General features: G+C 50.5%; 23 protein-coding genes. 9 read left to right on the forward strand and 14 right to left on the reverse strand.

What is annotated here, in order from left to right; genetic code table 11:
• Window positions 1-2: 2 nt before the first annotated feature.
• The gene (locus tag B9G79_RS00540) at window positions 3-332 is read left to right on the forward strand and encodes a 2Fe-2S iron-sulfur cluster-binding protein (RefSeq protein WP_088563823.1); all 330 of its coding nucleotides are present in this window, start codon (window positions 3-5) and stop codon (window positions 330-332) included.
• Here B9G79_RS00540 and B9G79_RS00545 read toward each other — a convergent pair.
• The 7 genes from B9G79_RS00545 to B9G79_RS00575 form a co-directional block, all read right to left on the reverse strand.
• Window positions 329-1,540 (reverse strand): hypothetical protein, encoded by a 1,212-nt coding sequence (locus B9G79_RS00545; protein ID WP_088563824.1) that lies wholly within the window; start codon window positions 1,538-1,540, stop codon window positions 329-331. The two genes, B9G79_RS00540 and B9G79_RS00545, sit on opposite strands and share 4 nt — an antisense overlap.
• Window positions 1,537-2,853 (reverse strand): ArnT family glycosyltransferase, encoded by a 1,317-nt coding sequence (locus B9G79_RS00550; protein WP_232468934.1) that lies wholly within the window; start codon window positions 2,851-2,853, stop codon window positions 1,537-1,539. Before B9G79_RS00550 ends, B9G79_RS00545 begins: the two co-directional genes overlap by 4 nt.
• Before the next feature lie 2 nt (window positions 2,854-2,855).
• Window positions 2,856-3,971 carry a helix-turn-helix domain-containing protein gene (locus tag B9G79_RS00555; RefSeq protein WP_088563825.1) on the reverse strand — a complete coding sequence of 372 codons (1,116 nt, stop codon included), beginning with the start codon at window positions 3,969-3,971 and terminating at the stop codon, window positions 2,856-2,858.
• Window positions 3,971-4,726, reverse strand: a complete 756-nt coding sequence (locus B9G79_RS00560; RefSeq protein ID WP_088563826.1) for a tetratricopeptide repeat protein — start codon at window positions 4,724-4,726, stop codon at window positions 3,971-3,973. Before B9G79_RS00560 ends, B9G79_RS00555 begins: the two co-directional genes overlap by 1 nt.
• A 23-nt stretch (window positions 4,727-4,749) precedes the next feature.
• Window positions 4,750-5,871, reverse strand: coding sequence for a class I SAM-dependent RNA methyltransferase (locus B9G79_RS00565; RefSeq protein WP_232468935.1), 1,122 nt, complete (start codon window positions 5,869-5,871; stop codon window positions 4,750-4,752).
• 97 nt (window positions 5,872-5,968) lie between these two features.
• Window positions 5,969-6,394 carry a nucleoside-diphosphate kinase gene (gene ndk, locus B9G79_RS00570; RefSeq protein WP_011166128.1) on the reverse strand — a complete coding sequence of 142 codons (426 nt, stop codon included), beginning with the start codon at window positions 6,392-6,394 and terminating at the stop codon, window positions 5,969-5,971.
• 16 nt (window positions 6,395-6,410) lie between these two features.
• Window positions 6,411-6,710, reverse strand: a complete 300-nt coding sequence (locus B9G79_RS00575; protein ID WP_038450351.1) for a hypothetical protein — start codon at window positions 6,708-6,710, stop codon at window positions 6,411-6,413.
• Between the two features lie 120 nt (window positions 6,711-6,830).
• Between B9G79_RS00575 and B9G79_RS00580 the strand changes: the two genes are divergently transcribed.
• On the forward strand, window positions 6,831-7,712 hold the full coding sequence (locus B9G79_RS00580; protein WP_088563828.1) for a hypothetical protein: 882 nt from the start codon (window positions 6,831-6,833) through the stop codon (window positions 7,710-7,712).
• Here B9G79_RS00580 and B9G79_RS00585 read toward each other — a convergent pair.
• The 4 genes from B9G79_RS00585 to B9G79_RS00600 form a co-directional block, all read right to left on the reverse strand.
• Window positions 7,709-8,509, reverse strand: coding sequence for a hypothetical protein (locus tag B9G79_RS00585; RefSeq protein ID WP_232468937.1), 801 nt, complete (start codon window positions 8,507-8,509; stop codon window positions 7,709-7,711). The genes B9G79_RS00580 and B9G79_RS00585 overlap by 4 nt on opposite strands.
• A gap of 24 nt (window positions 8,510-8,533) precedes the next feature.
• Window positions 8,534-10,468 carry a DUF7844 domain-containing protein gene (locus B9G79_RS00590; protein WP_088563829.1) on the reverse strand — a complete coding sequence of 645 codons (1,935 nt, stop codon included), beginning with the start codon at window positions 10,466-10,468 and terminating at the stop codon, window positions 8,534-8,536.
• Window positions 10,469-10,650: 182 nt separating this feature from the next.
• Window positions 10,651-10,989: a DUF2388 domain-containing protein gene (locus B9G79_RS00595; RefSeq protein ID WP_088563830.1), complete on the reverse strand. Its 339-nt coding sequence runs from the start codon at window positions 10,987-10,989 to the stop codon at window positions 10,651-10,653.
• Window positions 10,990-11,197: 208 nt separating this feature from the next.
• Window positions 11,198-12,871, reverse strand: a complete 1,674-nt coding sequence (locus B9G79_RS00600; RefSeq protein WP_088563831.1) for a cytochrome c — start codon at window positions 12,869-12,871, stop codon at window positions 11,198-11,200.
• Window positions 12,872-13,076: 205 nt separating this feature from the next.
• On the opposite strand from B9G79_RS00600, the gene B9G79_RS00605 reads away from it, so the two are divergent.
• Window positions 13,077-13,433 carry a KH domain-containing protein gene (locus B9G79_RS00605; protein ID WP_088563832.1) on the forward strand — a complete coding sequence of 119 codons (357 nt, stop codon included), beginning with the start codon at window positions 13,077-13,079 and terminating at the stop codon, window positions 13,431-13,433.
• Window positions 13,434-13,469: 36 nt separating this feature from the next.
• Here the strand turns inward: B9G79_RS00605 and B9G79_RS00610 are convergent, their stop codons facing one another.
• The 3 genes from B9G79_RS00610 to sucC all read right to left on the reverse strand — a co-directional run bounded on the left by B9G79_RS00610 (window position 13,470) and on the right by sucC (window position 17,484).
• Entirely contained in the window at window positions 13,470-15,239 is a 1,770-nt protein-coding gene (locus B9G79_RS00610) for a beta-sandwich domain-containing protein (protein WP_088563833.1), read from the reverse strand.
• Between the two features lie 202 nt (window positions 15,240-15,441).
• Complete coding sequence (sucD, locus tag B9G79_RS00615; protein WP_011166112.1) at window positions 15,442-16,314, reverse strand: succinate--CoA ligase subunit alpha; 873 nt, start codon at window positions 16,312-16,314, stop codon at window positions 15,442-15,444.
• 6 nt (window positions 16,315-16,320) lie between these two features.
• Complete coding sequence (gene sucC / locus B9G79_RS00620; protein ID WP_015092760.1) at window positions 16,321-17,484, reverse strand: ADP-forming succinate--CoA ligase subunit beta; 1,164 nt, start codon at window positions 17,482-17,484, stop codon at window positions 16,321-16,323.
• A 128-nt stretch (window positions 17,485-17,612) separates the two neighbouring features.
• On the opposite strand from sucC, the gene B9G79_RS00625 reads away from it, so the two are divergent.
• From B9G79_RS00625 to B9G79_RS00650, 6 genes are all read left to right on the forward strand, one after another.
• The gene (locus tag B9G79_RS00625) at window positions 17,613-18,371 is read left to right on the forward strand and encodes an ABC transporter ATP-binding protein (protein WP_088563834.1); all 759 of its coding nucleotides are present in this window, start codon (window positions 17,613-17,615) and stop codon (window positions 18,369-18,371) included.
• 75 nt (window positions 18,372-18,446) lie between these two features.
• Window positions 18,447-19,178, forward strand: coding sequence for an ABC transporter ATP-binding protein (locus tag B9G79_RS00630; protein ID WP_088563835.1), 732 nt, complete (start codon window positions 18,447-18,449; stop codon window positions 19,176-19,178).
• Complete coding sequence (locus tag B9G79_RS00635; RefSeq protein WP_088563836.1) at window positions 19,175-19,954, forward strand: MlaE family ABC transporter permease; 780 nt, start codon at window positions 19,175-19,177, stop codon at window positions 19,952-19,954. Before B9G79_RS00630 ends, B9G79_RS00635 begins: the two co-directional genes overlap by 4 nt.
• Window positions 19,951-20,718, forward strand: a complete 768-nt coding sequence (locus tag B9G79_RS00640) for an MlaE family ABC transporter permease (protein WP_088563837.1) — start codon at window positions 19,951-19,953, stop codon at window positions 20,716-20,718. Before B9G79_RS00635 ends, B9G79_RS00640 begins: the two co-directional genes overlap by 4 nt.
• Window positions 20,719-20,726: 8 nt before the next feature.
• Window positions 20,727-21,503, forward strand: a complete 777-nt coding sequence (locus B9G79_RS00645; RefSeq protein ID WP_011166106.1) for an MlaD family protein — start codon at window positions 20,727-20,729, stop codon at window positions 21,501-21,503.
• A 28-nt stretch (window positions 21,504-21,531) separates the two neighbouring features.
• Window positions 21,532-22,185, forward strand: a complete 654-nt coding sequence (locus tag B9G79_RS00650; RefSeq protein ID WP_088563838.1) for a hypothetical protein — start codon at window positions 21,532-21,534, stop codon at window positions 22,183-22,185.
• The last annotated feature ends 162 nt before the right edge of the window (window positions 22,186-22,347 follow it).

Raw genomic sequence — 22,347 nt, forward strand, 5'->3', positions numbered from 1 at the left:
CCGTGAAGGAGTTCCTGACTGTGTCATCCAAGTCTGGAAAAATTATAAGCTTTTTGCCTGAAAATATTGATGTCTCAGTGAGTCAAAAGGATCATTCCGTTTTGGATGTGGCCTTGCGGGCGAAGGTGCCGTTGAACCACACCTGTGGCGGAAACGCGACCTGCGGGACGTGCCGGGTTTTCGTGGTGAAGGGGCTGGAAAAGCTGCCTCCACGCAATGAGCTGGAGCAGGAGATGGCCGAGGACCGGGGCTTTCAGCCTTCGGAGCGGCTGGCCTGTCAGATCGAGCCCGTGGACGGGCTCACGGTTGAAATTCCACTAGCAGATGATTAAGGGCGAACGTAGAACGGGTTTGTGTAAATCCACGTGATCCATTTTTTGGCGTCCGGGATGGGCAGCATCGGACTGACCCGCACTTGCACGCGATAAGTTCCGGGCTCTTTCAGCTCAAACACCGTTTCAGGTTCGTTCTTTCTTGCCACCACTTCGCCGTCTTTGATGATCATGATTTCAAAAAAGTCCTGAGGCTTCGCGGGCAGAGTCACTTTCAGACTCATGTTTTTGCTGAATTTCACCTCTGAACCCATCATGTGGCTGTGACTGCCGTCTTCGATGGTGGCGGAAAACCCTTTCGGGTCACCCAGCGTGTCCAGTGCAATATAGAAGCTTCCGTTTTTAATGGCGTTGAAGATCTTGGTGCGGTCACTGTTGAAGCTTCCGGTCAGTTCGGATTTCAGCAGCACGTGATTGCTCATGAATTCAAAGCTGCGTTTGTAGCTTGGGAAGCGGATGAAATAATTCGCCAGTGGAATCGCCCGCGCCGAGGCTTCAGTTCCGGCATAAACAACCACTTTGCGCTGCTGGCTGAGTTTGTTTAAAAGCGCGATTTCATCCGTGGGTTCGGTGTAAAGTCGAATGAACGCCAGGCGCGGATTGAAAGGGTAAATCAAAAGACTCCAGATGGTAGAGACCTTGGATTCCGCCCAGGCGCGATTGATCAGACTTTTCATGTTCAAAAGCTCAAATCCATCAAGACCCGAAGGAATTTCACCGGACCAGGAATAACCCGCTTTGTAGGGATGAGCCAGAATCGTCAGGGTGTCTTTGCTGGCGCCGGTTTTCTGTGAAAGCAGATCGGACAGCTTCACCTGGGCGTCGCCAAGGTTTGCGCCGATGCTTTCCTGATTCAGGGAATAGTAGATAAGCCGTGAATCCAGATAGCTGTACTTGCCGGCGTTAAAGACGAGCAGATTTCCATGGTAGGATTCAAACGTCGTCGGGATGTTGAAGATATTGTAGTCGGTGAAAAAGATGAAATCCAGGTTGGCAAGTTTTGCCGACGTGATGACAAAACTTGAAGTGGCCGAACCACTGGAAAGATCGGTGTGCACGTTCAGCACACCTTTGTAGTCATACAGGTTTCTGGAGGAATGTTGCGAGGTGATCTGTGGCGGCACCACAGCCAGTTCGTACTGATTCAGATAAAATCCGTACAAGAAGAAGGTCACCAGTAAAAAAGAAAGAGTCGCAATTACTTTCATGGTCTTGTGAATTCCAACAGGACAAAGTCAGGAGAGATTTTTCGAATCTCTTTCATCTGCCATTGTTGTTCGGAAATCCACTTTGGTAAACCATTTCTCTCGCGCTTCACCAAATAAAAAACATTCCCTTGCGGTTCGGCCTCGGGAAGTGTGTCAAAGAAGTCATAACGGCTGATTCCCTTGAGCTTAAACACCGGAACCTTGCTGAAATACCAAAGTGAGGACGCCATCTGATAACTGCTGGCGTAAAGTGGACTCACTTCTTTGGCCACGGTGCTCAGTTCCTGGAAGACATAAGGTTCTTCCACTTTGTCACTGAGTTTGCGCAAAGATGGAGTGAACAGGGTGGCGAGCACAACAGCGACAATCGCTCCCCAGAAGATCATGTACACCTTGGTCCACTTTTGTACTTTAGGATGGAATAGGGCCAACGCCAGCACCGCCGGATAGGCGATGATCGGCCAGTTGGCCTCCACTAAAGCGCGGAAGGACGTGAACAGGAAAAACAGCAGTGGCCCCCAGCCAAAGTAAAATAGCCAGCGCAGGGTAGTGGGAACCTTCGCACGCAGGGCCGCCCAGAAAATCAGCGGGAACACGATCAGGATCTGTCCCAGAATATAGGACAGTGTCCATTCCGGATTGTAAGAGCTTTTTTCAAGGCCGTGTTTGATCTGAAATTCAAACGACGCAAAGTCGTTTTGATAATTCCACAAAAGAACCGGCGTGCAGAAGATCAGGCCGGACACTAGAGTCAGCAAAACCCCGCTCCAGCGCACATCCTTCCAGCGTTTTTCCAGGGTCAGATACGCCAGCAGGCACGGCACGAACAAAACGATGTGGTACTTGGAGCAGAATCCCAGACCCAAAGCCACACCCAGCCAGAGGTAGCTGGAAAGAGCTTTTTTGTCGAGAGCCTGCAGGGATAACAAGATGGCCAGGGACCAGAAGAACATCACCGGCAGATCCGGTGTTACGATCAAAGAGCCAAATCCCAGAAGCGGGGAGAACAGCACCAGATAGGTCCAAACTTTGATTTTATCAAAGTCGATCTTGTCTTTCAGGATATAGAACCATACTGCCAGTAAACCGTGGCCCAGAATCACTGCCGGCCAGCGGACCGCGTGCATGAAAGGCTCAAGGAAGTGTCCAAGATAGAACAGCCAGGACACCAGTGGGGGATGGTCGAAGTAGCTAAGCTGCGGGCGCTGCGCCCACACCCAGTAGTAAGCTTCATCAGCACTCAACGGGATGAGTGCTGACAGAACAAGTTTCACCAGAAGGCTGATCCACCAGATGCGGAATAGATCTTTCAAGATTAGTAGCTCAGACGGATTGGTTTACCAAGATCACCCGGAATGCCGATTTCTTTTCCATTCAAAATCAGATTCACAGCGCCACCGTTGGAGAAATTGATCTTCAGACCGCTTTTGCTTTTAAAGGTGTGAACCTGCTCTGCAGAAAGACGGATCTTTTGTGGTTTGCCGTTTGGAGCGGAGTACTCGATCTCCACAGAATCCAGTGCCTCAACGATCAGCTCAACAGGCTTTCCAGCCTCAGGTTTCGGAGTCGGAGTGGGTGTCGGGCTTGGAGACGGCGAAGCCACTGGCGTCGGCGACGGAGTGACTGTTGGAGCAGGACTTGGAGTTGTCGTCGGCTTCGGCGTTGCGGTCGGGGAAGCCGCCGGGGTCGCCGGCGTGGACACTGCCGGAGTCGGAGACGCTGCAGGGGTTGCTGTGGAGGACACCGGTGCCGCAGGCGTTGGTGCCGTCGTCAGGTTGCCCAACGGACCGGGAGTGGTGTTTGGTTCCACTTCCGTCAAAGTGCCGCCATCAATGGAGGTGTCGACCACCACCGGAGTTGCGCCTTCCATGGTTTGTGCCACTTCGGCGCTTGGAACTTCGGCTTCCTTGGAATACTTGTCGATCATTTTTTTTGTAAACAGAATCAAGCCGACCAGAACAACACCCAGACCCAGAATGATATAGGTTTTGGTGTTCTTGTTTTCTTTCAGGGACTGCATTCCGTGATTGGAGCTGGTTGGTGGCGGAGTCTTGCGAATCGGAGTGACCGTGGCTTCCGGAGCCGCTGTCGTTTCGGCAGTCACTTCGGTTGAGGCTGTTGCCGGTTTTGCCTCGGGTTCGGCCGGGGCCGCCGCTTTGGGTTCGTCAGTCTGGCGAATGTAAGGCTTTGGTTTTGTGGAACCCATTTCCTCGTAGAAGACTTCAAGGACCTGATCGGAGTTCAAGTGCAGGAAGTTGGCATAACTCTGTACAAAGCCGCGCAGGAAGGTCTTTGCCGGCAATTGGGTTTCGTCGCCCTCTTCAATGGCTTTCAGAACCTTGCTGCTGATTTTCAAAGAAAGACCAATTTCGTGCAGGGAGAGGCCTTTTTCCTCGCGGGCTTTCTTTAGAATTTCTCCGGTCTTTTTCATTAATGTCCCTTTCGAATCAAACTGAGCATTCCCTTGGCTTTGTCGCGGTACTTACCGGTGGGATAATATTTTATCAACTCTTCAAAGCGGGCGACAGATTTGGATTTTTCGCCCAGACGATAGTAGGAAAGTGCACTGTAGTAGTGGGGCTCATCGAACAGAATCTTCTGACAGAACCCGATGGCGCGATCCAAAGCTTCGGCAGCACGACCATAGTCCTTTTCCTCAAAGAATGTACGGCCGTAATAAGTGTTGGCAACGCAGTCGTCCGTTTGTGTGTCCATGACTTTGCCAAAAGCGGTGCGGGCAGCGCCGTACTCTTTTTGATTGAATTTCACCAGTCCCAGATTGATGTAGGCTTTTTCCGGATTTCCGTAGGTCAGATCATTGATCACCGTGCGAATTTCTTTTTCTGCGTCGGCGTAGCGGCCTTCTTCAATCAGCACGCGGCCCAGATTGTTGCGGGCGTCGGAATAGCGCGGCTCAAATTCCAGTGCCTGACGAAGATGTTTCTCGGCCAGATCAAAGCGATCGCGATAGAAATACACCTGACCCAGGTTGTTTTGAATGACGGGATTTTTCGGATCCAGCTCCTGAGCTTTCAGCAGTTCCTGCAAAGCGTAGGGATAGTTGCCGCTTTCAATGTGTGCAGCACCCAAACGAAGGTGAAGTTCAGCTTTTTGTTTTTCCTGTGCTGATCGGCTGGCACAACCCAGCATGGTCAGGGCGCACAGAGCGAGAATCCATTTACGCATGCTAAAAAGGTATCATTAGAGGACTAAGAGTCAACCCTGAGTTCCGCAATAGTTTCCACATGATCCGTCTGCGGGAACATCTCGAAAGTCTGCACCCGGTCGAGCTTGTACTTGATGCCCATTTTCTGCGTCTGAGCAAAGAACCAGTTAAGATCCCGAGCCAAAGACACCGGATGGCAGCTGATGTAAATGATCTTGCGCGGCTGGGCGGCGGCGAGGGTCTGCATGGTGTATTCACTGGCTCCGGCCCGCGGCGGATCCAGGACCACCAGATCATCTTTCCCGATGCTGGCCCGGCGCATGTAGGTTTCCACGTCCGACATGAAGTAGGTCATGCGTTTATCGGTGATTTTGGAGCGGGCGCGCTCCACGAGCTTCGGATTCAGCTCGACACCGATGATTTCTGAACTGGCGTATTTCGCGGCAAGGGGGAAGGTGAAGTTTCCGGCACCCGCATACAGGTCATAAACTTTTTTGTACGGACCGTCGCCCGCCCAGTCCAAAGCCGTGCGCAGCAGGTCTTCGTTCTGAAAGCGATTCACTTGAGAAAAACCGATGCCGTCATCCTCGTCCGTGATCAGGCCGTAGCGCACATCGCCTTCTTCAGCGATGTACATCTCAAGACGCTGAAGATCTTTCGCATTTTTCTTTTCGGCCCAGGCTTTCACCTCGGCAAACTTGTCGGTCAGGGTTTCTTCCGTGATCAGGCAGTCCATCGTTTCCACGATTTGGTGGGAATTGCGCGCAAAGAAGCCGAAGCGGCCGTTTTTGAACTTCGGCTGAATGCGGTTGCGATAGCGCAGCACACGTGGACTGGGCTGGATCGGCAGATAGTTGAATTCCAGATCGCGGTTGAACTTCTTGATCGTTTCCAGAACCAGAGTGTGTTTTTGGCGGCGCTGTTCTTCCTCGGTGATGTGCTGCCAGTTGCAGCCGCCGCAAGTGTGCGCCACCGGGCACGGTGGTTCGCGACGATGAGGGCTGGCGGACAGAACTTCGACCACGCGGGCTTCCATGAAGTTCTTTTTTACCAGAGTGATTTCCGCCAGGATTTCTTCATTGGGCGCTGCTTGAGGAACGAAGACAACCATGCCCTCGTGTCGAGCGACTCCAGCACCGCCAATGGCGAGTTTTTCAATATTCAATTTGATCTTTGAACCAAGAAGGGGAGCTTTCGCTCCCCTTTGGTTTGATTTCGCAGACATTTTATATCGCTAATTTCAAATTTGAATCTGTGAACGATTAAACGTTGCAGATTTCGTGTTTTTCGAAGAACAAAGCCAATTCACGAGCTGCAGACTCTGGAGAGTCAGAACCGTGAACAGCGTTTTCACCCACGTTGTCGCCGAATTTCGCGCGAACTGTGCCTGGGTTGGCTTTTTTAGGGTCAGTAGCGCCCATGATTTCGCGGTTTTTCAAAACTGCGCCTTCACCTTGAAGACACATCAACATAACCGGACCGGAAGTCATGAAGGACACAAGCTCACCGAAGAATGGGCGTGCTTTGTGTTCAGCGTAGAACTCTTCAGCTTTTGCAGTTGTAAGAACGGTGATTTTCGCAGCAGCGATTTTCAAGCCGTTAGCTTCAAACATGCTCACGATATCGCCGATAGCGTTTTTCTTCATGGCATTTGGTTTGATGATAGAGAATGTTTGTTCGATAGACATGGTGTCTCCTTGTTTATTAATGACAAACTGTTTTAGTAATCTCAAAGAACCTAGGAGTTTTAACGAATTGAGTGACACATGTCCACTCTTGGTTTCCTTGGTTTGCGGTGTTCACAACCAGTTTTGTCTGAACGGCCAGATCGTGACCTTCGGACGGGGTGGTGAAGTTCTGGTAGGTGATCTGATAGCTTTCGCGGTTCTGCCAAAGATTCAGGGTGAACTCGACATCTTCGGTGGTCATGATCTGGATTTCATCAATACGACCGGCGAACGCGGGACTGGCTGCCAGCAAGGCAAAAACCAATAATTTCTTCATCTTAGATCTCCTGGATGGCCCTTAAATAGAGGCCGGAAAGGGCGCTGTCAACGGAAAATTGCCGCATGGGGTTATAAGCTCTTCTATATTCGAACTGAATCCTGGGATAGCGTTTTTTCCATGCACTCTGCTAGATGGATCCTCACTTCTGTCGCGATTCATGCCCTGGCTTTGTCAGCCCTGTGGTTGGGAAAACCCGTGCCTGTCCAAGCGCCCACCAGTTCTGATCCTGTCCCGGTGGAATTTGCAGTTGTTGAAAAATCCCCAGTGCCTTCCGCAGGCCCGAAAAAAGGGATCCCTTCCGGAGCATCGAGACTTGAGGGCGCGAAATCAGCGGCAATCACCAAGTCCCTGTTTAAAACCTATGACTTCAGTGATCGCGAGGATGTCGCCGTAAACTCTGCAGGTCCCCAGAAAGACTTCCGGGATCGCGCCACTTATGCGCTGGAAAGCGCCAATACTTTTGCTGACACCGACAACTGGGATTATCACCGCGAAGTCTTTAAACGCATCGACAGCGAGCTGATGTTTGATTCTATTCTGGCCCAGTATAATCACTTCGGCACCGTGATGCTGCAGTTTGAAGTCGATGCAAAAGGTTATCTGCTGGAAAAATCCCTGCGCGCCTTTTCTGAAGATGCCGTTTTGAAAGTGCATGCCGTGCGCGCCGTAAGAAAGGCCCTGAAAGAACAGTTTAACGAGCTGAAGTGGAGTTCAGAAAGCACCATCTTCCAGGCCAAGTTTGAATTCCTGAGTGATTCGCATTCATTGAATTTTCGCAAGCAGCGGGAGTTTGGCAAACCGGTGCTGAATTTCACCCGCGCCACCCAAGAAAAGCCGGTGGCGACGAATCTGCAGGATCATCTGCTTTCCGGCGGAATTCATTACGACCCCTTTGCCCTGGCTGATCGATGGCAAAAGTACAACAAAAGAAAGCGCCTGGCGGTGGGCGAATATGATCCTTTCGCCCACTATCGCAAAGACCCGGCGTATCGTCTTTAGAACCGAATCTTAAACGAGAAACCCAGACTTAGCGGGAAGAAACTGTCGTCATCCTCGCTGTTAAGGCACTTTTTCAAAGACAGGCACAGGCCTTCCGGCAAAAAGAAACCCATCTCGAAACGGTCCGGGCTTGCCGGTTCGTTGATTGACGTATTGATGTTATCCACAATATTCAACGACTGCAGAATGGATTTTTCTTTGGCCATGCCTTCTATCGACGAAGAGCGCAGGCGCACGCGGCGGATGATGCGGTCGCTGGCTTCGCGGTCCTCATCACTCAGATGACGGGGAATATTTCTAAGAATGAAATGCACAAACGTGTGCCCGCGTTTGATTTCCTGAAGCATCGAAAGATCCGACACACGCACTTGCGCCACGGTGGCCGCGTCCCGACGAACGGCCACACGGATCATGTTGTTGGATTCCCGGGCTGAAGGCAGAAGGAACAACAGACTTGTGCGTCCGCCGCGCACGAAGCCGACATTGGAATCCCGGGCCGATCTTTCAGCCCTGCGCGAGCTGTCCACTTCGCCCATAAAGTCCCACTCATCAATTGGAATCGTCATCACCACAACACTGATGGGGTTGAGTTCATCAACGGCGCACAGATCCTCTTCCAAAGGCATAAAGGTTCGGATCTGATCCCGGGTTCTTTGGCAGTCGGCCTGATCGCGGGTGTCGGTGGCCACCATGATCCCGCGGGCATAGGTCTCGCGCTCTTCCAAGAACGAGTTCGCCTGCGTCGTCAGGGACGTCAGCATCATTGCAAATGTAAGTATCAGCTTGGCGTTTTTCATCGTCAAATCTGTCTGTCCCTTGGGTTAAATGGAGCGCATAAAGCTAAGCGCAAATTCCACGTTCTTTTTAATAGCTTCAATTTCTTTCATCTGAGCCGAGTTGATCAGGCTTTCCACATTCTTTTGCACTTCATCATAGATGTCAGATCCCTGGCTTTGTTTGTGCGAGGAAAGACGCTGAACCTGTTCCCAGTCTTGTTCAGTTGGCAAACCGTAACCATCCGCACCCTTCAGGAAGGCCGCTGGTTGCGAGAACATGTCGCTGATCTCAGTCAGCGCGGTCACGATTTCTTTCTGGCGGGTGGTCTCGCCACGTTTGGCGGCTTGTTTTTCTTCTCTGATCACATGCTGGGTCAGATCCGCCTTGATCGCCGCCGTCAGGAAGCGGTGAGCACCGTTTTCCAGCAATACAATAGCGGCCGCAGCTTTACGGCGGGTTTTGCCTTCCAGCTTGTTGATGCGGGAATACAGACTGCCACGCTGGGCAGCCGTCAGGGCTAGCAGCTCGCGGAAATCTTTTTGATTAACTCCAATGGTGTTTTTCAGAACCTTGAAGCTCATTTCATAACGGTCACGGTAAGAATCAAACAGGTAGCCGGTGTTGATGGCCTGAGTGCGGTTGGCAAAAACGCGGTTATCGGCAATCTTCAGACGCAACAGATCCTTTTCAAGACCAATCGGGGTTTTGGTTTGAAGATAGATCAGCTCGGGACGGAACAAAGAACCCTTCATCAGGTTCAGTGATTCCACCGCGCAGTTGTTCGAGGTGAAATAGTAGCGGCCATCGTAAGACCAGTGTGTTTCGATTGTGCGGGTCACGAACTGACGGATTTCATCACGGGAAAGATTCATCGGCACACTTCGAAGATCGCGCAGCTCGGTCTTGGTGTATTCCTCGATCACCTGATGCATCGGCACCAGGAACAGACGGGATGGATAGTCCCCGGTCAGACCTTTAAGGGTGTTGATTTGAATGCTGTTCACAAAGGCGCGGTAAGAAAGCACGATGTGCTGATCCAGATCTTTCAGGCAGTCAGGACCGACCTCTTTTCTTTCCGGAGCACACATCACCAGACGGAACATGGAATGACCCCAGCCGCTCATCATGGCTTCGCCCTCGGCCGCCAGCAGATAATGAACCTGATAGATGCGGCTTGGATCGATACTGCGAAGAGGGCTGTCTTTGCCTTTAAAGTCTGGAATCACATAGTTCAAAGGCACCTGACAGCGACTGTTCGGGAATGGTGTGTGATTGAATTTGGAACGGAACAGGTGATACAGCGAAGGCCGACGGCAGGCATAGTCCGGGTCCATCAGGAAGTATTCCATGTTCACCGGGAAGGACTCAAAGGCGCTGGTCAGCTCATAGATGTCAGGACTGCGGTGTTTCATCCACGATTCATCACTGTCGACAAAACCTGCGATCATCGTGAAATAAGGATTCTGCGAATAACTGCGATACATGTTTTCGTAAGGACGGCACTCGGGGCTGGTCTGGTTGTTCTGGCGATCGTCTTTTTCTTCTTTGCAGATGCGGATCATGCGGGATTCATCGGCATCATGCACATTCAGTTTGTCATAGGCGTGAATGGTTTCGTGAACCACTGTGGCCAGAATCTCACGATAGAAGGTTTTATGAGTGCGGTTGATGCGGGTGGCGTTGTTTTCACCACGGCGGATTTCTGCCACGGCCTTCAAATCAATGCGCACCTTGCCCCAGGACAGTTTTCCCAAGGCGTGATCGCCGTTTTCTTTTAAGCTTTCAAATCGGACTTCCAGTGGTTTTTTGAATTGGGATTTGATCGAAGCCGGCAGCAGTTGTTCTGCTTGTTTTAGCAGGATCTGGGCGTTTTGTCTGAACTGTTTGTCAGAAGGTCCCTCAGTCAAAGAGTAACTGAATGAAGCATGAGCGCTGGAAGCCATCAGCATCGCGGCGACAATCAATCCTGCTTTGTTCATCGGGCTCTCCTTGTTTCAAAATGAGACAAACCTGCCCGGACTTTGGAAAATCCAAGCCCTGCTCTGAAAGTTAATACAAATTCAGTGCCAGACTATGGGGACCTAAGTGATTGATTTGAAAATAAAAAAGGGCCACCTTGCGGCAGCCCTTTTCCAGAGAAGAGGAGGAGATAAAGCGCGAATTACATCTTCAAGATGCCTTCAGCGATCTCAAGATCGGAAGCCTGAAGTTTTGGGTTTTCAGCGCGGATTGCTTCCACAGCTTTTTGGAAAGAGACGCCACGGATAGCGCCATCAGAAGCAACCATCGTTGCGGCATCTTCTTTAGCTTCAACAACAAGTTTCAAAGTCTGACCAGAGATAGAAGCCGATGTCGCTACAACACCACCTGTAGTCATCAATGGAATCGCCAGGATGGAGTCTACTGTGGAAGTCACAGAAGCAGAGTATACCTGAGAAATCTCAGTAGCTTGAGCCATAGTAGCGGACAACAACAACGCAACGATAACGGACTTTTTCATGGGCACTCCTAAAAAGGGTTTAATGTGTTTTGGTTACTGGCTGGGGAGTATTGCAGCAACAGTGCCAAGGTGTCTCAGTACGGGAAATCACGCATTTGCCGGAAATTCGCGGTAAATCCGATGAGGGCTTGTGTTTAGGGATTGAACAGCGGGCGCCAATAAGCGCCCGTGTTTGCAGGAAAATCAGGAAACACTCACGCGGAGATTCTTAGAGTGTCTGCAGGAATTGAATCAGATTGTATTTGTCTTCGGCGGAAAGAATTTCTTTTCCATCTTTGATGAAGATGCCTTCATCGTGGCCCATGTTGCCCATGCCGGCTTTTCTTGTGTCGTACAAATGCTCGCGTGTCTTCCACGCTTTCGGTGTTTTGTCGCCTATCGGGTAGCCACCGCAGGCGAAGTCATAGTCGGTGTCTTTGTTCAGCGCTTCGCCGGAGTAATAAATCGACGGACGCTTCTTTGCCGGAGTCAGCAGGACACACAGATTCGGAATCGAGTTGTTGTGCATGTACGGCCATCGGGCCCAGATGCCCACCAGTGGTGGTGGCACATAGCCTTCCTGCGCTTTGATCACGATGCCGTTCTTTTTGGAGATCTCAAGGTCATTCAGTTGTTCCAAAGACTTCATCCCCTGACGGCGGTAGGGATCCGTGCCAACATTCACCACCGGGGTTTTTTCTTTGTAGCGGACTTCCACTGTTTTCAGGCGCTCCGCGGGCGACAGCACCAGGGCATGTGGCAGGTTCCAGGCTTTTTCATAGTTCCCGTGGCACTTGGCGCAGTTGTTTTTAAAGATCTGTTCGCCCGCTTTGGCGCGACCCAGATCAATTTTTTCCGCCGGATAAAAGTCAGTGATGTGCGGGGCTTCCGAAGCAAAAACGGCCGTGGTCAGCTCTTTGATCACATGATCATTTTCCGCCAGCCACTGTTCCAGTTCGTGCAAGTCGGCACCGCGGCCGATTTCATTCCAGATCAAATTGGTGAAAATGGGATTTCCGCTAAGAACACTTCCGTCTGACAGCCAGCGGTTTTTGTATTTTACATTCCACCAGACGGCAGGTTTTGAATCTGCAGGCTTGTCATCAAGATAGGCATCGGCACGCGGCGATCTTGCGGCTTTGTCGCTGTAGTTGGCGTAGCCGTCTTTCGCACGACGATTCAGCGACAGACTGACCTGCGCCAAAGACGTATCCAAGCCCAGTGCAATCGGCTGCTTCAGGGCGACGGACTTCAGGCGCTCTTTGGATTCCACCAGCAGGGCGGTTTCCGCATCGGTGGCGCGGGTGTACGCCTGAAAGATGTGGGGATCCATCAAAGGCATGACTTTCTTGGCCTTGATGAAGAATTCATTCGCGCGTGGGAATCGGTTGGTCATGCCCAGGACAGTTTTGCCAAACAGGTTCGATGAATGGCAGGCCGCACAGCTGAACGTGAAGCCTTCGGCGCCGTTTCGTTCAATCAATCCAAAACCCATCAGGGTGTCGGGGCGAATTTCGTCTGGATAGGGAACAGCATAAACCCCGCGCTCGTTTTCAAGCGGGTACTTGTGCAGGCCGAGGTTTTCTAAAACATCTTCAAAATTTTTGAATCCGCTGATTCCCTTCATCAGGCTTTGAATCCACTTGCGCAAAGGATTGCTGTTCTTTTCCTCGATCAGGCGGCGCACGGGTTCATAAGGGGGCAACATCCCGGTGACGGTGACCGGATAGACTTGGGCGTGGATCTTTCCCTTATTTTGAGACGTCTGGAAATCGAAATCGTTCCACGAGTATATGTTGGATCTCCCACCCGGAGGGACGGCAACTCCTGCAGTCCAGTCGGGTTCGGATTGGGCAAAAGCCGTTGCGGAGATCAGGGTCAGAAGGAAAAAGAACTTCGTCATTCCCGATGCTTACAATGTCGTAAGATTACTAGACAATAATATTCTGTCGTTTGACGGGGAGAGCAGGCCCCCAAAGCTTTTTAAATGGGGCCTTATGAAAAATTGTAATGGTGTGTTCCACAAATCTGGAAGGGAGCACTATCTGCGGACAGGATCTGGTGAAAGAAAAATTCTAAGTTAACATGAAATTGTTAACAGGAGTTTTATGGGTGCCGAGTCCGTTAAAGTGATTAAAGTAGTGCGTTCCTCTTCAACATCGCGAGTTGATTCCGGGGCTGCGCCATTAGCCGACAATATTACCGAGATTCGTGAAAAAGCCCGTGAGTTCTTGCTATCGGCTTTGCAGATGCTGGCGCCTGAGGCTGAAGGTATCGGTGTGGATATTGTCATTGGAGAAAAAACCACCCAGTACGTCGTGAGTTGTCCGAAAGAAGCCATTGGCCGTGTGATCGGTCAACGGGGTGCCACGATCATGTCCTTGCGCCAGGTTCTGGGTGCGATCATGGGGGCGGCCGGAGCCCGCGCCGTGATTGAAATTCCCTACTATCCTGCCGACAAATAAAAAACCCGCGGTTTTCACAGCGGGTTTTTTGAATTCTTATCTCATTTTTACCAGACTGTTCAGGCTGACATTGTGAGTGCCTGAGTAACCGTTCAGGGTCACCTGGGCAGTGCCATTGCCGAACACGGAAATCACTTTGCCGGTGTAGCTGCGATCATATGTCACGCGGTCACCAGCACAAATGCCTTTGGAGCAAGTCACAGGCTTAGTCAAACTTTGCAGGGACACGGTGTGAGTGCCGTTGTAACCTTCAATCGTGATCAAGGCCTGGCCATGACTGAAGACCTTCAGAACCTTGGCTTTCATGGTGAAATCATACATCAACTGATCGCCAGCACAGATGCCGCTGGCGCAAGTGACTTTTTTGCTCAAGGTGCTGATAGCCACTGTGTGAGTGCCATTATAACCTTCAATTGTGATCAGGGCCTGGCGGTTGTTGTAAACCTCGATGACCTTGGCTTCCATTGTGCGATCGTACATCAGGGAATCGCCTGCACAAACACCGTCAAGGCAGCGGGTGGGACGGGAGATTTCAGACACATTGATCATGTGAGTGCCGGAATAGCCTTCGATGGTCACCTGCACCTTGTTGTTGGAATAAACTTTCAGGATCTTCGCCTTCGTGGTGTTGTTGTACATCACAGAATCGCCAGCACACAGCTCACGCAGGCACTGGATGGAATTGGCAAGCTCTGAAATATTCACGATATGGAGGCCGGAATAGCCACTCAGCACCACTTGAGCTTTGCCATTGGTGAAGAGTTTTTTGATAGTTGCATCGTAGGAATTGCTATAAAGCACCTGGCGATTGATACAGAAGTTCTGGTGGCAGTCGACGGATTTGGCAAGTTCGCTCAAATTCACAATGTGCAAACCGGAATAACCATCCAGCACCACGCGGGCTTTTTTGTTCGCAAAGACTTCTTTAATTACGCCACTATAGCTATTAGAATAAAGAATGTTGTATCCACCGCAAAGTCCATCCAAACACGCCGTTTGAGTGGCGATTTCACGCAAATCCACATCATGAGTGCCGCTGTAACCATCCAACGTCACACGCACTTTTCCGCCGCCTAAAATTTGCGTGATCGTACCGACGTAAGAGCCGGAGTAGACGATCTTGGCGCCCTTGGCGATGGCTGACGGAGTGCTGTTTTGTACCGAAGGTTCGTTGCGCACAGGAACAACAGGATTGGAAGGTGCCGGAGGAGCCGTCGGAGTGGCAGCCACAGGCTCGACAACACTTTGCAGTGCCAGGCGAGGAACCTCGGTCGCACCAATGGCGCGCAGACGGATATTCGCAGCCCCACCATAGGATTCAGCAACCAGTTCGAGGGAAACAACGCGGTCGGACAGATTCAGATTTTCAGACGTCAGTGATTCCCAAGTGGAAAGCACGCGGCTGTCTCTGAATTCACGCACGGCAATCTGCTGACCACGCTCGGTGATGAGCGATGCAGAATGGATTTTCAGTTTGTTGACCTCTACGATCAGTTCCAGGCGGTTCAGGACCGCAGAGCGCTGCAGATCAATCTTATAAGTGGCGCCGCCGGATTTGCGCGACATCGAGGTGATGGAAAGTTCACCTTTAAACTCTGTCTGAACAGGTGCTGTCGGTGCCGCCGGTGCTGTTGTCTGGCTTTGAGTGGTGTCTTCCGCTGGCGGGGCAGGAGGCGTTGCGGGTGTTGTGACGACATCGCCTTCGAATTCGCCTGGGAAAGGCAAATCGACGATGATTTCAGCGCGGGCTGCATTGTGAGTCAAAGACAACAGGGCCATCAAAGTGGCCAAACCAGAACGTTTCATAAACTCTCCTAAATTGATCAACGCGTAGCTTGTTACAAGAGCTGTTCCATGAAAAATGAGCTTTGAAATAAAACAGGAGGCTTTAAAGGCGGGGGGACTGTCGTGGGATTAGACAGGGATCGAAAATGGTCAGCTTCGGAAACAAAAAAACCCACGACATTTCTGCCGTGGGTTTTTCAAAGTTGAATCTAAAAACTTAGAACTACTTTTTCAGCATGGATTGCATTGTCGTGCCCATGTCCGCTGGGGAACGGGAGATTTTGCAACCTGCAGCTTCAAGCGCTTTGAACTTCGCTTCAGCTGTGCCTTTGCCGCCGCTGATGATTGCACCAGCGTGACCCATACGTTTACCAGCCGGAGCCGCAGCACCCGCGATGAACGCCGTCACTGGCTTTTTGAAGTGAGCTTTGATGTACTCTGCAGCTTCTTCTTCAGCCGTACCACCGATTTCACCAATCATGATAACGCCGTCTGTATCTGGATCTTCATTGAACAATTTCAAAACGTCGATGAAGTTTGTGCCGTTCACCGGGTCACCACCGATACCCACGCAAGTGGATTGGCCGATACCAAGTGCCGTCAACTGACCCACAGCTTCGTAAGTCAATGTACCAGAGCGGGAAAGAACGCCGATACGGCCTGGTTTATGAATGTGGCCAGGCATGATACCGATTTTGCATTCACCTGGAGTGATAACGCCCGGGCAGTTAGGACCTACCAAACGAGTGCGTTTACCCTTCATGTATTCTTTCACTTTCACCATGTCCAAAACGGGAATGCCTTCAGTGATACAGATTACAAGATCCAGATCCGCATCAACTGCTTCCATGATGGAGTCCGCAGCGAATGGAGGTGGAACGAAGATCACGGAAGCGTTGCAACCCGTGGCTGCTTTGGCTTCTTTCACGGTGTTGAACACCGGAAGACCGATGTGAGTTGTGCCCCCTTTACCCGGAGTCACACCACCAACCATTTTAGTTCCGTATGCCAATGCCTGCTCAGAGTGGAAAGTCCCTTGAGCACCAGTGAAACCTTGGCAGATTACTTTTGTGTTTTTGTTAATAAGAATTGCCATGTTCGCTTATCCTTTAATCGCAGCAACGATCTTTTTAGCTGCATCAGTCAGGTTGTCGGCTGGAGTGATGTTCAAACCAGATTCTTTCAACATCTTTTTACCCAATTCCACGTTTGTACCTTCAAGGCGAACAACCAATGGAACTTTCAGGCCCAATTCTTTGGACGCCGCGATCACACCTTCTGCGATGATGTCACATTTCATGATACCACCGAAGATGTTAACCAGGATGCCCTTTACGTTTTTGTCTTTCAGGATGATTTTGAACGCCTCAGTCACTTTCTCTTTGTTGGCGCCGCCGCCAACATCCAGGAAGTTTGCAGGTTCAGCACCGTGCAATTTGATGATGTCCAAAGTCGCCATCGCCAGACCCGCACCGTTCACAAGGCAGCCGATGTTACCGTCAAGCTTGATGAACGCCAGATCGAACTTGGAAGCTTCGATTTCAGAAGGCTCTTCTTCGTTCAGGTCACGCATCTCAACGATGTCTGGATGACGGAACAAAGAGTTGGAGTCGAAGTTCATTTTTGCATCCAAGCAAAGAACGTCACCTTCTTTAGTCACAACCAATGGGTTGATTTCCGCGATAGAGCAGTCCGTGGCAACGAATGCGTTGTAAAGACCGGCGAAGAATTTCACCGCTTTGTTCACGATTGCTGGTTCCATACCGATTTGGAAAGCCAGTTCGCGAGCCTGGAACGGCATCAGACCCACAGTTGGATCGATGTCGACTTTTTTGATCGCGTCTGGATTGTGTTCAGCAACTTCCTCGATATCCATACCACCTTCGGAAGAAGCCATCATAGCGGCTCTGCCCGTAGCACGGTCGATCAGGCACGCAACGTAGTATTCTTTTGCGATGTTGCAGCCTTGTTCGATGAAGACTTTTTGAACAACTTTGCCTTCAGGGCCTGTTTGGTGAGTCACCAAAGTCATGCCGATCATTTTCTTGGTGTATTCAGAAACTTCGTCCAGGGACTTGGCAACTTTAACACCGCCGCCTTTACCGCGACCACCAGCGTGGATTTGGGCCTTAACAACCCAAACGCTTCCGCCGATTTCTTTTGCCGCAGCAACGGCCTCTTCAGGAGAGTGAGCAAGTTTGCCTTTCAGCGTAGCCACTCCGAACTTTCTCAAGACTTCTTTAGCCTGATACTCATGAATATTCATTTAATTACTCCTAAAATTCCCAACGAAAATAAAAACTTGCGTTCGATGACCCATTCAATATCAAATCGTATTTAGAGACAACCATTACCGCTGGGCGCAGAGGCTCCCAGAGAGAGAATCTGGACCGAATGAGCATCATCAGCCTGAAAGACGTGACAGTGGCCTTTGACGACCTGGTGGTGTTGAAGTCCATCAACCTGGAAATTCAGGCGGGCGAATCATTTGTGATTGTCGGACCCAGCGGGCAGGGTAAAACAACTTTGCTCAAGACCATGTCAGGCTTGGTAAGTCCCCGTAATGGCAAAGTATTTGTTGAACAAAAGGACTGGTCGACGCTAAGCAATAAAGAGCGTCTTCCGCTGCTTAAAAAGGTCGGGATTCTGTTTCAGAAAAACGCCCTTTTTGATTCCCTGACTTGTGTTCAAAATATCAGCTTTCCGTTGCGCGAAACCACAGCGTTGTCGGACTGGGAAATAACAAAAAAAGCAGAGTATTTCTTGGATGCTGTCGGCATTCCTCATGCCCGCGATTTGTATCCGGATGAAATCAGCGGCGGGATGCAAAAGCGCCTGGGAATCGCCCGGGCACTGGCTTTGGATCCCGAGATCATTTTCTATGATGACCCAACCGCAGGCCTTGATCCGATCACTTCGCGCAAGATCATCGATCTGATCATGACGTTGAAAAAAGAAAAAGGATCTACGGTTGTTGCGATCACCAACGACATGAATCGCGCTTTTCAAATGGCGGATCGAATCGGCATGGTGGTGGATCAGGAACTGCTTATCACCGGAACACCTGAAGAAACAAAGAATCACACCGATCCACGCGTGCATCAGTTCATTCGCGGATTACTTTCCGGCCCTCTCACCACAGCTAACGTCTAGTTTGTTAACATCATCGTACACTAGTCGTAGAAATGTCGGATTGACCGTGTGTGAACACGCCTCTACCATGAGTCAGTGATTGAGTTCAAAAACCTCGTGAAAAGATTCGGTACAAGGACAGTACTCAACGGATTAAATCTGAAAATCCGCGAGGGCGAGATCATCTTTATTCTGGGGACATCTGGGACAGGAAAATCCGTTCTTTTGAAAAACATCGTGGGTCTGCTGACTCCGGATGAAGGCGAAATCTGGATCGACGATGAAGAGGTCTCTAAATTCTCTGAAGAACAATATCTTCCTATCCGCAAAAAATGCGGCATGGTCTTTCAGCATCCGGCCCTTTTTGATTCCCTGACAATTTACGAAAATGTAGCCTTCGGGCTTCGCCGTCACTATCAACTGTCTGAAGAAGTCATTCAGGCAAAGGTTTCAAAGGCCCTGCGCCTGGTGAATTTGCACGGGGTGGAACAAAAACGTCCCGGCCAGATTTCTTACGGAATGCAAAAGCGCGTGAGCCTTGCCAGGACCGTGGCCCTTGAACCAAGAATTTTGCTTTTTGATGAGCCCACCACCGGACTTGATCCCGTCACGACAACGGCGGTGAATCAGTTGATTCTGGATCTTTCCCGAGAATTGAAAACAACTTCCCTGGTGGTCAGCCACGATATGAATTGTGCGCTTTCCATTGCCGATCGCATTGTCGTTCTGGACAAGGGAAATATTGTGGCCTTGGGTACTCCGGAAGAATTGAAAAAGTCAAATCAGCCACTGGTGAAAGACTTCCTGGCGGAGGTTTTAGAGGCATGAGTATGATCACCTCGTTCCTCGACCAGGTCGGGGCCACATTGTTATTTCTGCAAAAAATCCTGCGCACGATGATGTTTAAGAAACTCAAAACGCACGAAATTTTTGAGCAGATTTGGAAGGTCACTGTCGACAGCTTCCCGACCACCGCAATGGCCGGTTTCTTTGTCGGCGCAATCATGACCGTGCAGTTTGCGATGCAGGTGAAAGAGTTTGGCGCCCTGGGGTATCTGGGGGCTTTGGCCACCAGTGCGACTTTCCGGGAAGTGGGCCCGCTTTTGATCGCCTTCATGCTCAGCGGGAAAGTCGGGGCGTTTACTTCTGCGGAACTGGGGACCATGAAAGTCACTGAACAGATTGATGCCGTTCGCTGCCTGGGCGCAGATCCGATTCAGGAAATCATCGTTCCGCGATTTGTGGGCATCATTGTTTCAAGCTTCTTCCTGCTAGCGGCGGGTTTGATGATGTCGGTTTTTGGCGGCATGCTGCTGGGTGAGCTTTTTGCCGGTGTGAATTATGAAGAATACCTGCGCCATGTTCCTCTGATTGTCAGTCCGGTATCTATTTTAAGCGGCCTTGTGAAATGCGGCACTTTTGCGGTGGTGCTGGCGACGATTTGCACCTATCAGGGCTATTCCACAACCGGCGGAGCCAAAGGTGTGGGCCGCGCGGTGGTGGCAACTGCCGTGACGACGATGATTTGTATTGTGGTGATGGACTGGATGACCAGCTTTATCGGGGACATTATCCTGACGATGGTGCGGGGGTTTAGACCATGATCACATTGATTGCTGAAACCCTGACCGGGGTGTTCACTCCGCCGTTTCGTCGCAAGGAATTCTTCCAGCAGCTGCATTTTGTGGGCAATAAAAGCCTTTTTATCGTGGTTTTTTGTGTGTGTTTTGCCGCGATTGTCACAATCTTAGAATCCTCTTTCCATATGAAGAGTTTTGCCGCGATTGTCACAATCTTAGAATCCTCTTTCCATATGAAGATGGTCATTCAGAATGACTCGATGGTGCCGGGTTTTGCCGCTGTTTTGATTCTGCGGGAACTGGGGGCGATCGTTACGGCGTTGCTTTTAAGCTCGCGCGTGGGTGCGGGATACGCTTCCGAAGTGGGTTCCATGCAGATCACTGAACAGGTGGATGCGCTAAAAATGCTGGGGATTGATCCGGTCAATTATCTGGTGGTCCCGCGTTTTTTGGCCTGTGTTCTGGGTGGCATGATGATCACAGTCGTCGCCAATATGGCGTGCATCTTTTCGGCGATGGCGGTCAGTCAGTTTTATCTGGGTTACACACCGGGGATGTTTTTGACTTCGATGCAGCGTTTTGTGGATTTCAAGGATCTGATTTTTGCAATGATCAAGGGTGCGTGTTTCGGAGGCGTGATTCCACTTGTGGCTTGTTACTTTGGATTCCGTTGTCAGCAAGGTGCCGAAGGCGTGGGTCGTGCGACAACAAACACGGTGGTCGTGTCTTCGATTGCAATCATTGTGATTGATTTTATTTTGTCCTATACTTTTAGTTATCTTTACTAGGGGAACGTATGAAGGTTGAAACCAAAGTGGGCCTGTTGGCTCTGGTCTCGGTAGTTCTGATTGTGGTCTTTGCCTACTTCATGGGATTTATTTCCCCGTTCTCCAATTCCAAAGAACTGAATGTCATGTACAACTATGCCGGGGGGATTGAAGAAGGTTCTCCTGTGCGTGTGATGGGTATCAAAGTGGGCAAAGTAAAGGCAATCACTTTTGATCCGGGATACAAAGCGCCTTCCGGTGAAGAAGTAAAACTTCGCCTGACGATCACTGTCGACAAGAAAGCCTGGACCAGTGTCCGGAAAGATTCCAAATTCTTCATCAACCTTGCGGGTGTGATTGGGGAAAAGTTTCTGGAAATCTCGCCAGGCTCTGTGGATTCCGGTGAATTTTCCTCCGGCGACTATGTTCGCGGTGAAGATCCCCCGCGTGTGGATCAATTGATCTCTCAAGGTTACGGTTTGGCCGGCAAAATCATCGAACTTGTGGAAAAAAACGAAGGTTCGGTGACTAATATGATCCAGCAACTGAATTCTTTGACGACAAACTTCAATAAAACGCTGGTTCTGCTGGATAAAACCACGAAGAATAAAGAAATGGCCAGACTGCTTGATAATGCGGTCAAAATCAGCGATGACATGGCATATTTGACAGACAAAATGAGATCGAAGAAAGCGGAAGAGACTTATGAGCTGGTTCATAAGCTTCTTTTCAGGCTCGAACCGCTGGATGGTCCGGCTTTGAAGAAATTCTTCCAGCAAGAGGGTGTGAAAGCCCGCGTTTTCTAAGATCTCCTCGAGCACAGGGAGGTCCTCTATGTTGAAACTTTCTATCCGTCATGCGGTATCCACCGTGGTGTTTTTTGCAGCCCTGCAAACCCAAGCAGCCACGGTGATCCTGGGCGCAGACTCCAACACCATCAACACCAAAGCACGCTCTATCGAAACTGAATATGCCCAAGGCATGCGTGATGAGCGCCTGATGAACACTTATTCTTCGACATTAAGCATGCGCCAGCAGTTGAAAGTCGGCGCCGGTATGTCCGTGGGCGGAGCCCTGGGTACCATGGGCTTCAATTTGGAATTGAACGTGGAAGATGCTGACGGTGCCATCGCCGGATTCGGCACGGGTCATGGTTACAACTCTTTCCAACTGGCATGGAAACATGCTTTCGAGGGTGATTATCTGGCTCCTTATTTCACCGCCGGTTATTCCCGCTGGTATAATTCCAGCGGCAGCACGTCGGCTGCGAATCATTCCGGAATTCTGGACCGTGTTTTGACCACGGAAGAGAAAAAAACCGGCCGATTTGGCACAGATTTTGTGAATGCTTCGTTTGGCCTGCAATATAATCAGCTTTCCGGCGACTTCCGAGGTGTCTCGGTTTATGCAGAACTGATGGCCATGACCGAAATTAAACGCGGCATGCTAGTTCCGACCGGTACCGTAGGCGCCCTCTACTACTTCTGATCGGTTGGTGAAAAGGGCCCATCCACTTCGTTGTCGGGCCTTTTACTTCTCTCCGACGTGCTTGGAGCACGCCTCCGTTTCGTAAAAAACCCTCCGCCTCGCGGCTGAACCCTTTTGACCAACCTCAAGCTTTTTGGGTTGGTCTTTTTTTTACTGGCTCTC

The organism is Bdellovibrio bacteriovorus, assembly GCF_002208115.1.
Taxonomy (GTDB): Bacteria; Bdellovibrionota; Bdellovibrionia; order Bdellovibrionales; family Bdellovibrionaceae; genus Bdellovibrio; species Bdellovibrio bacteriovorus_C.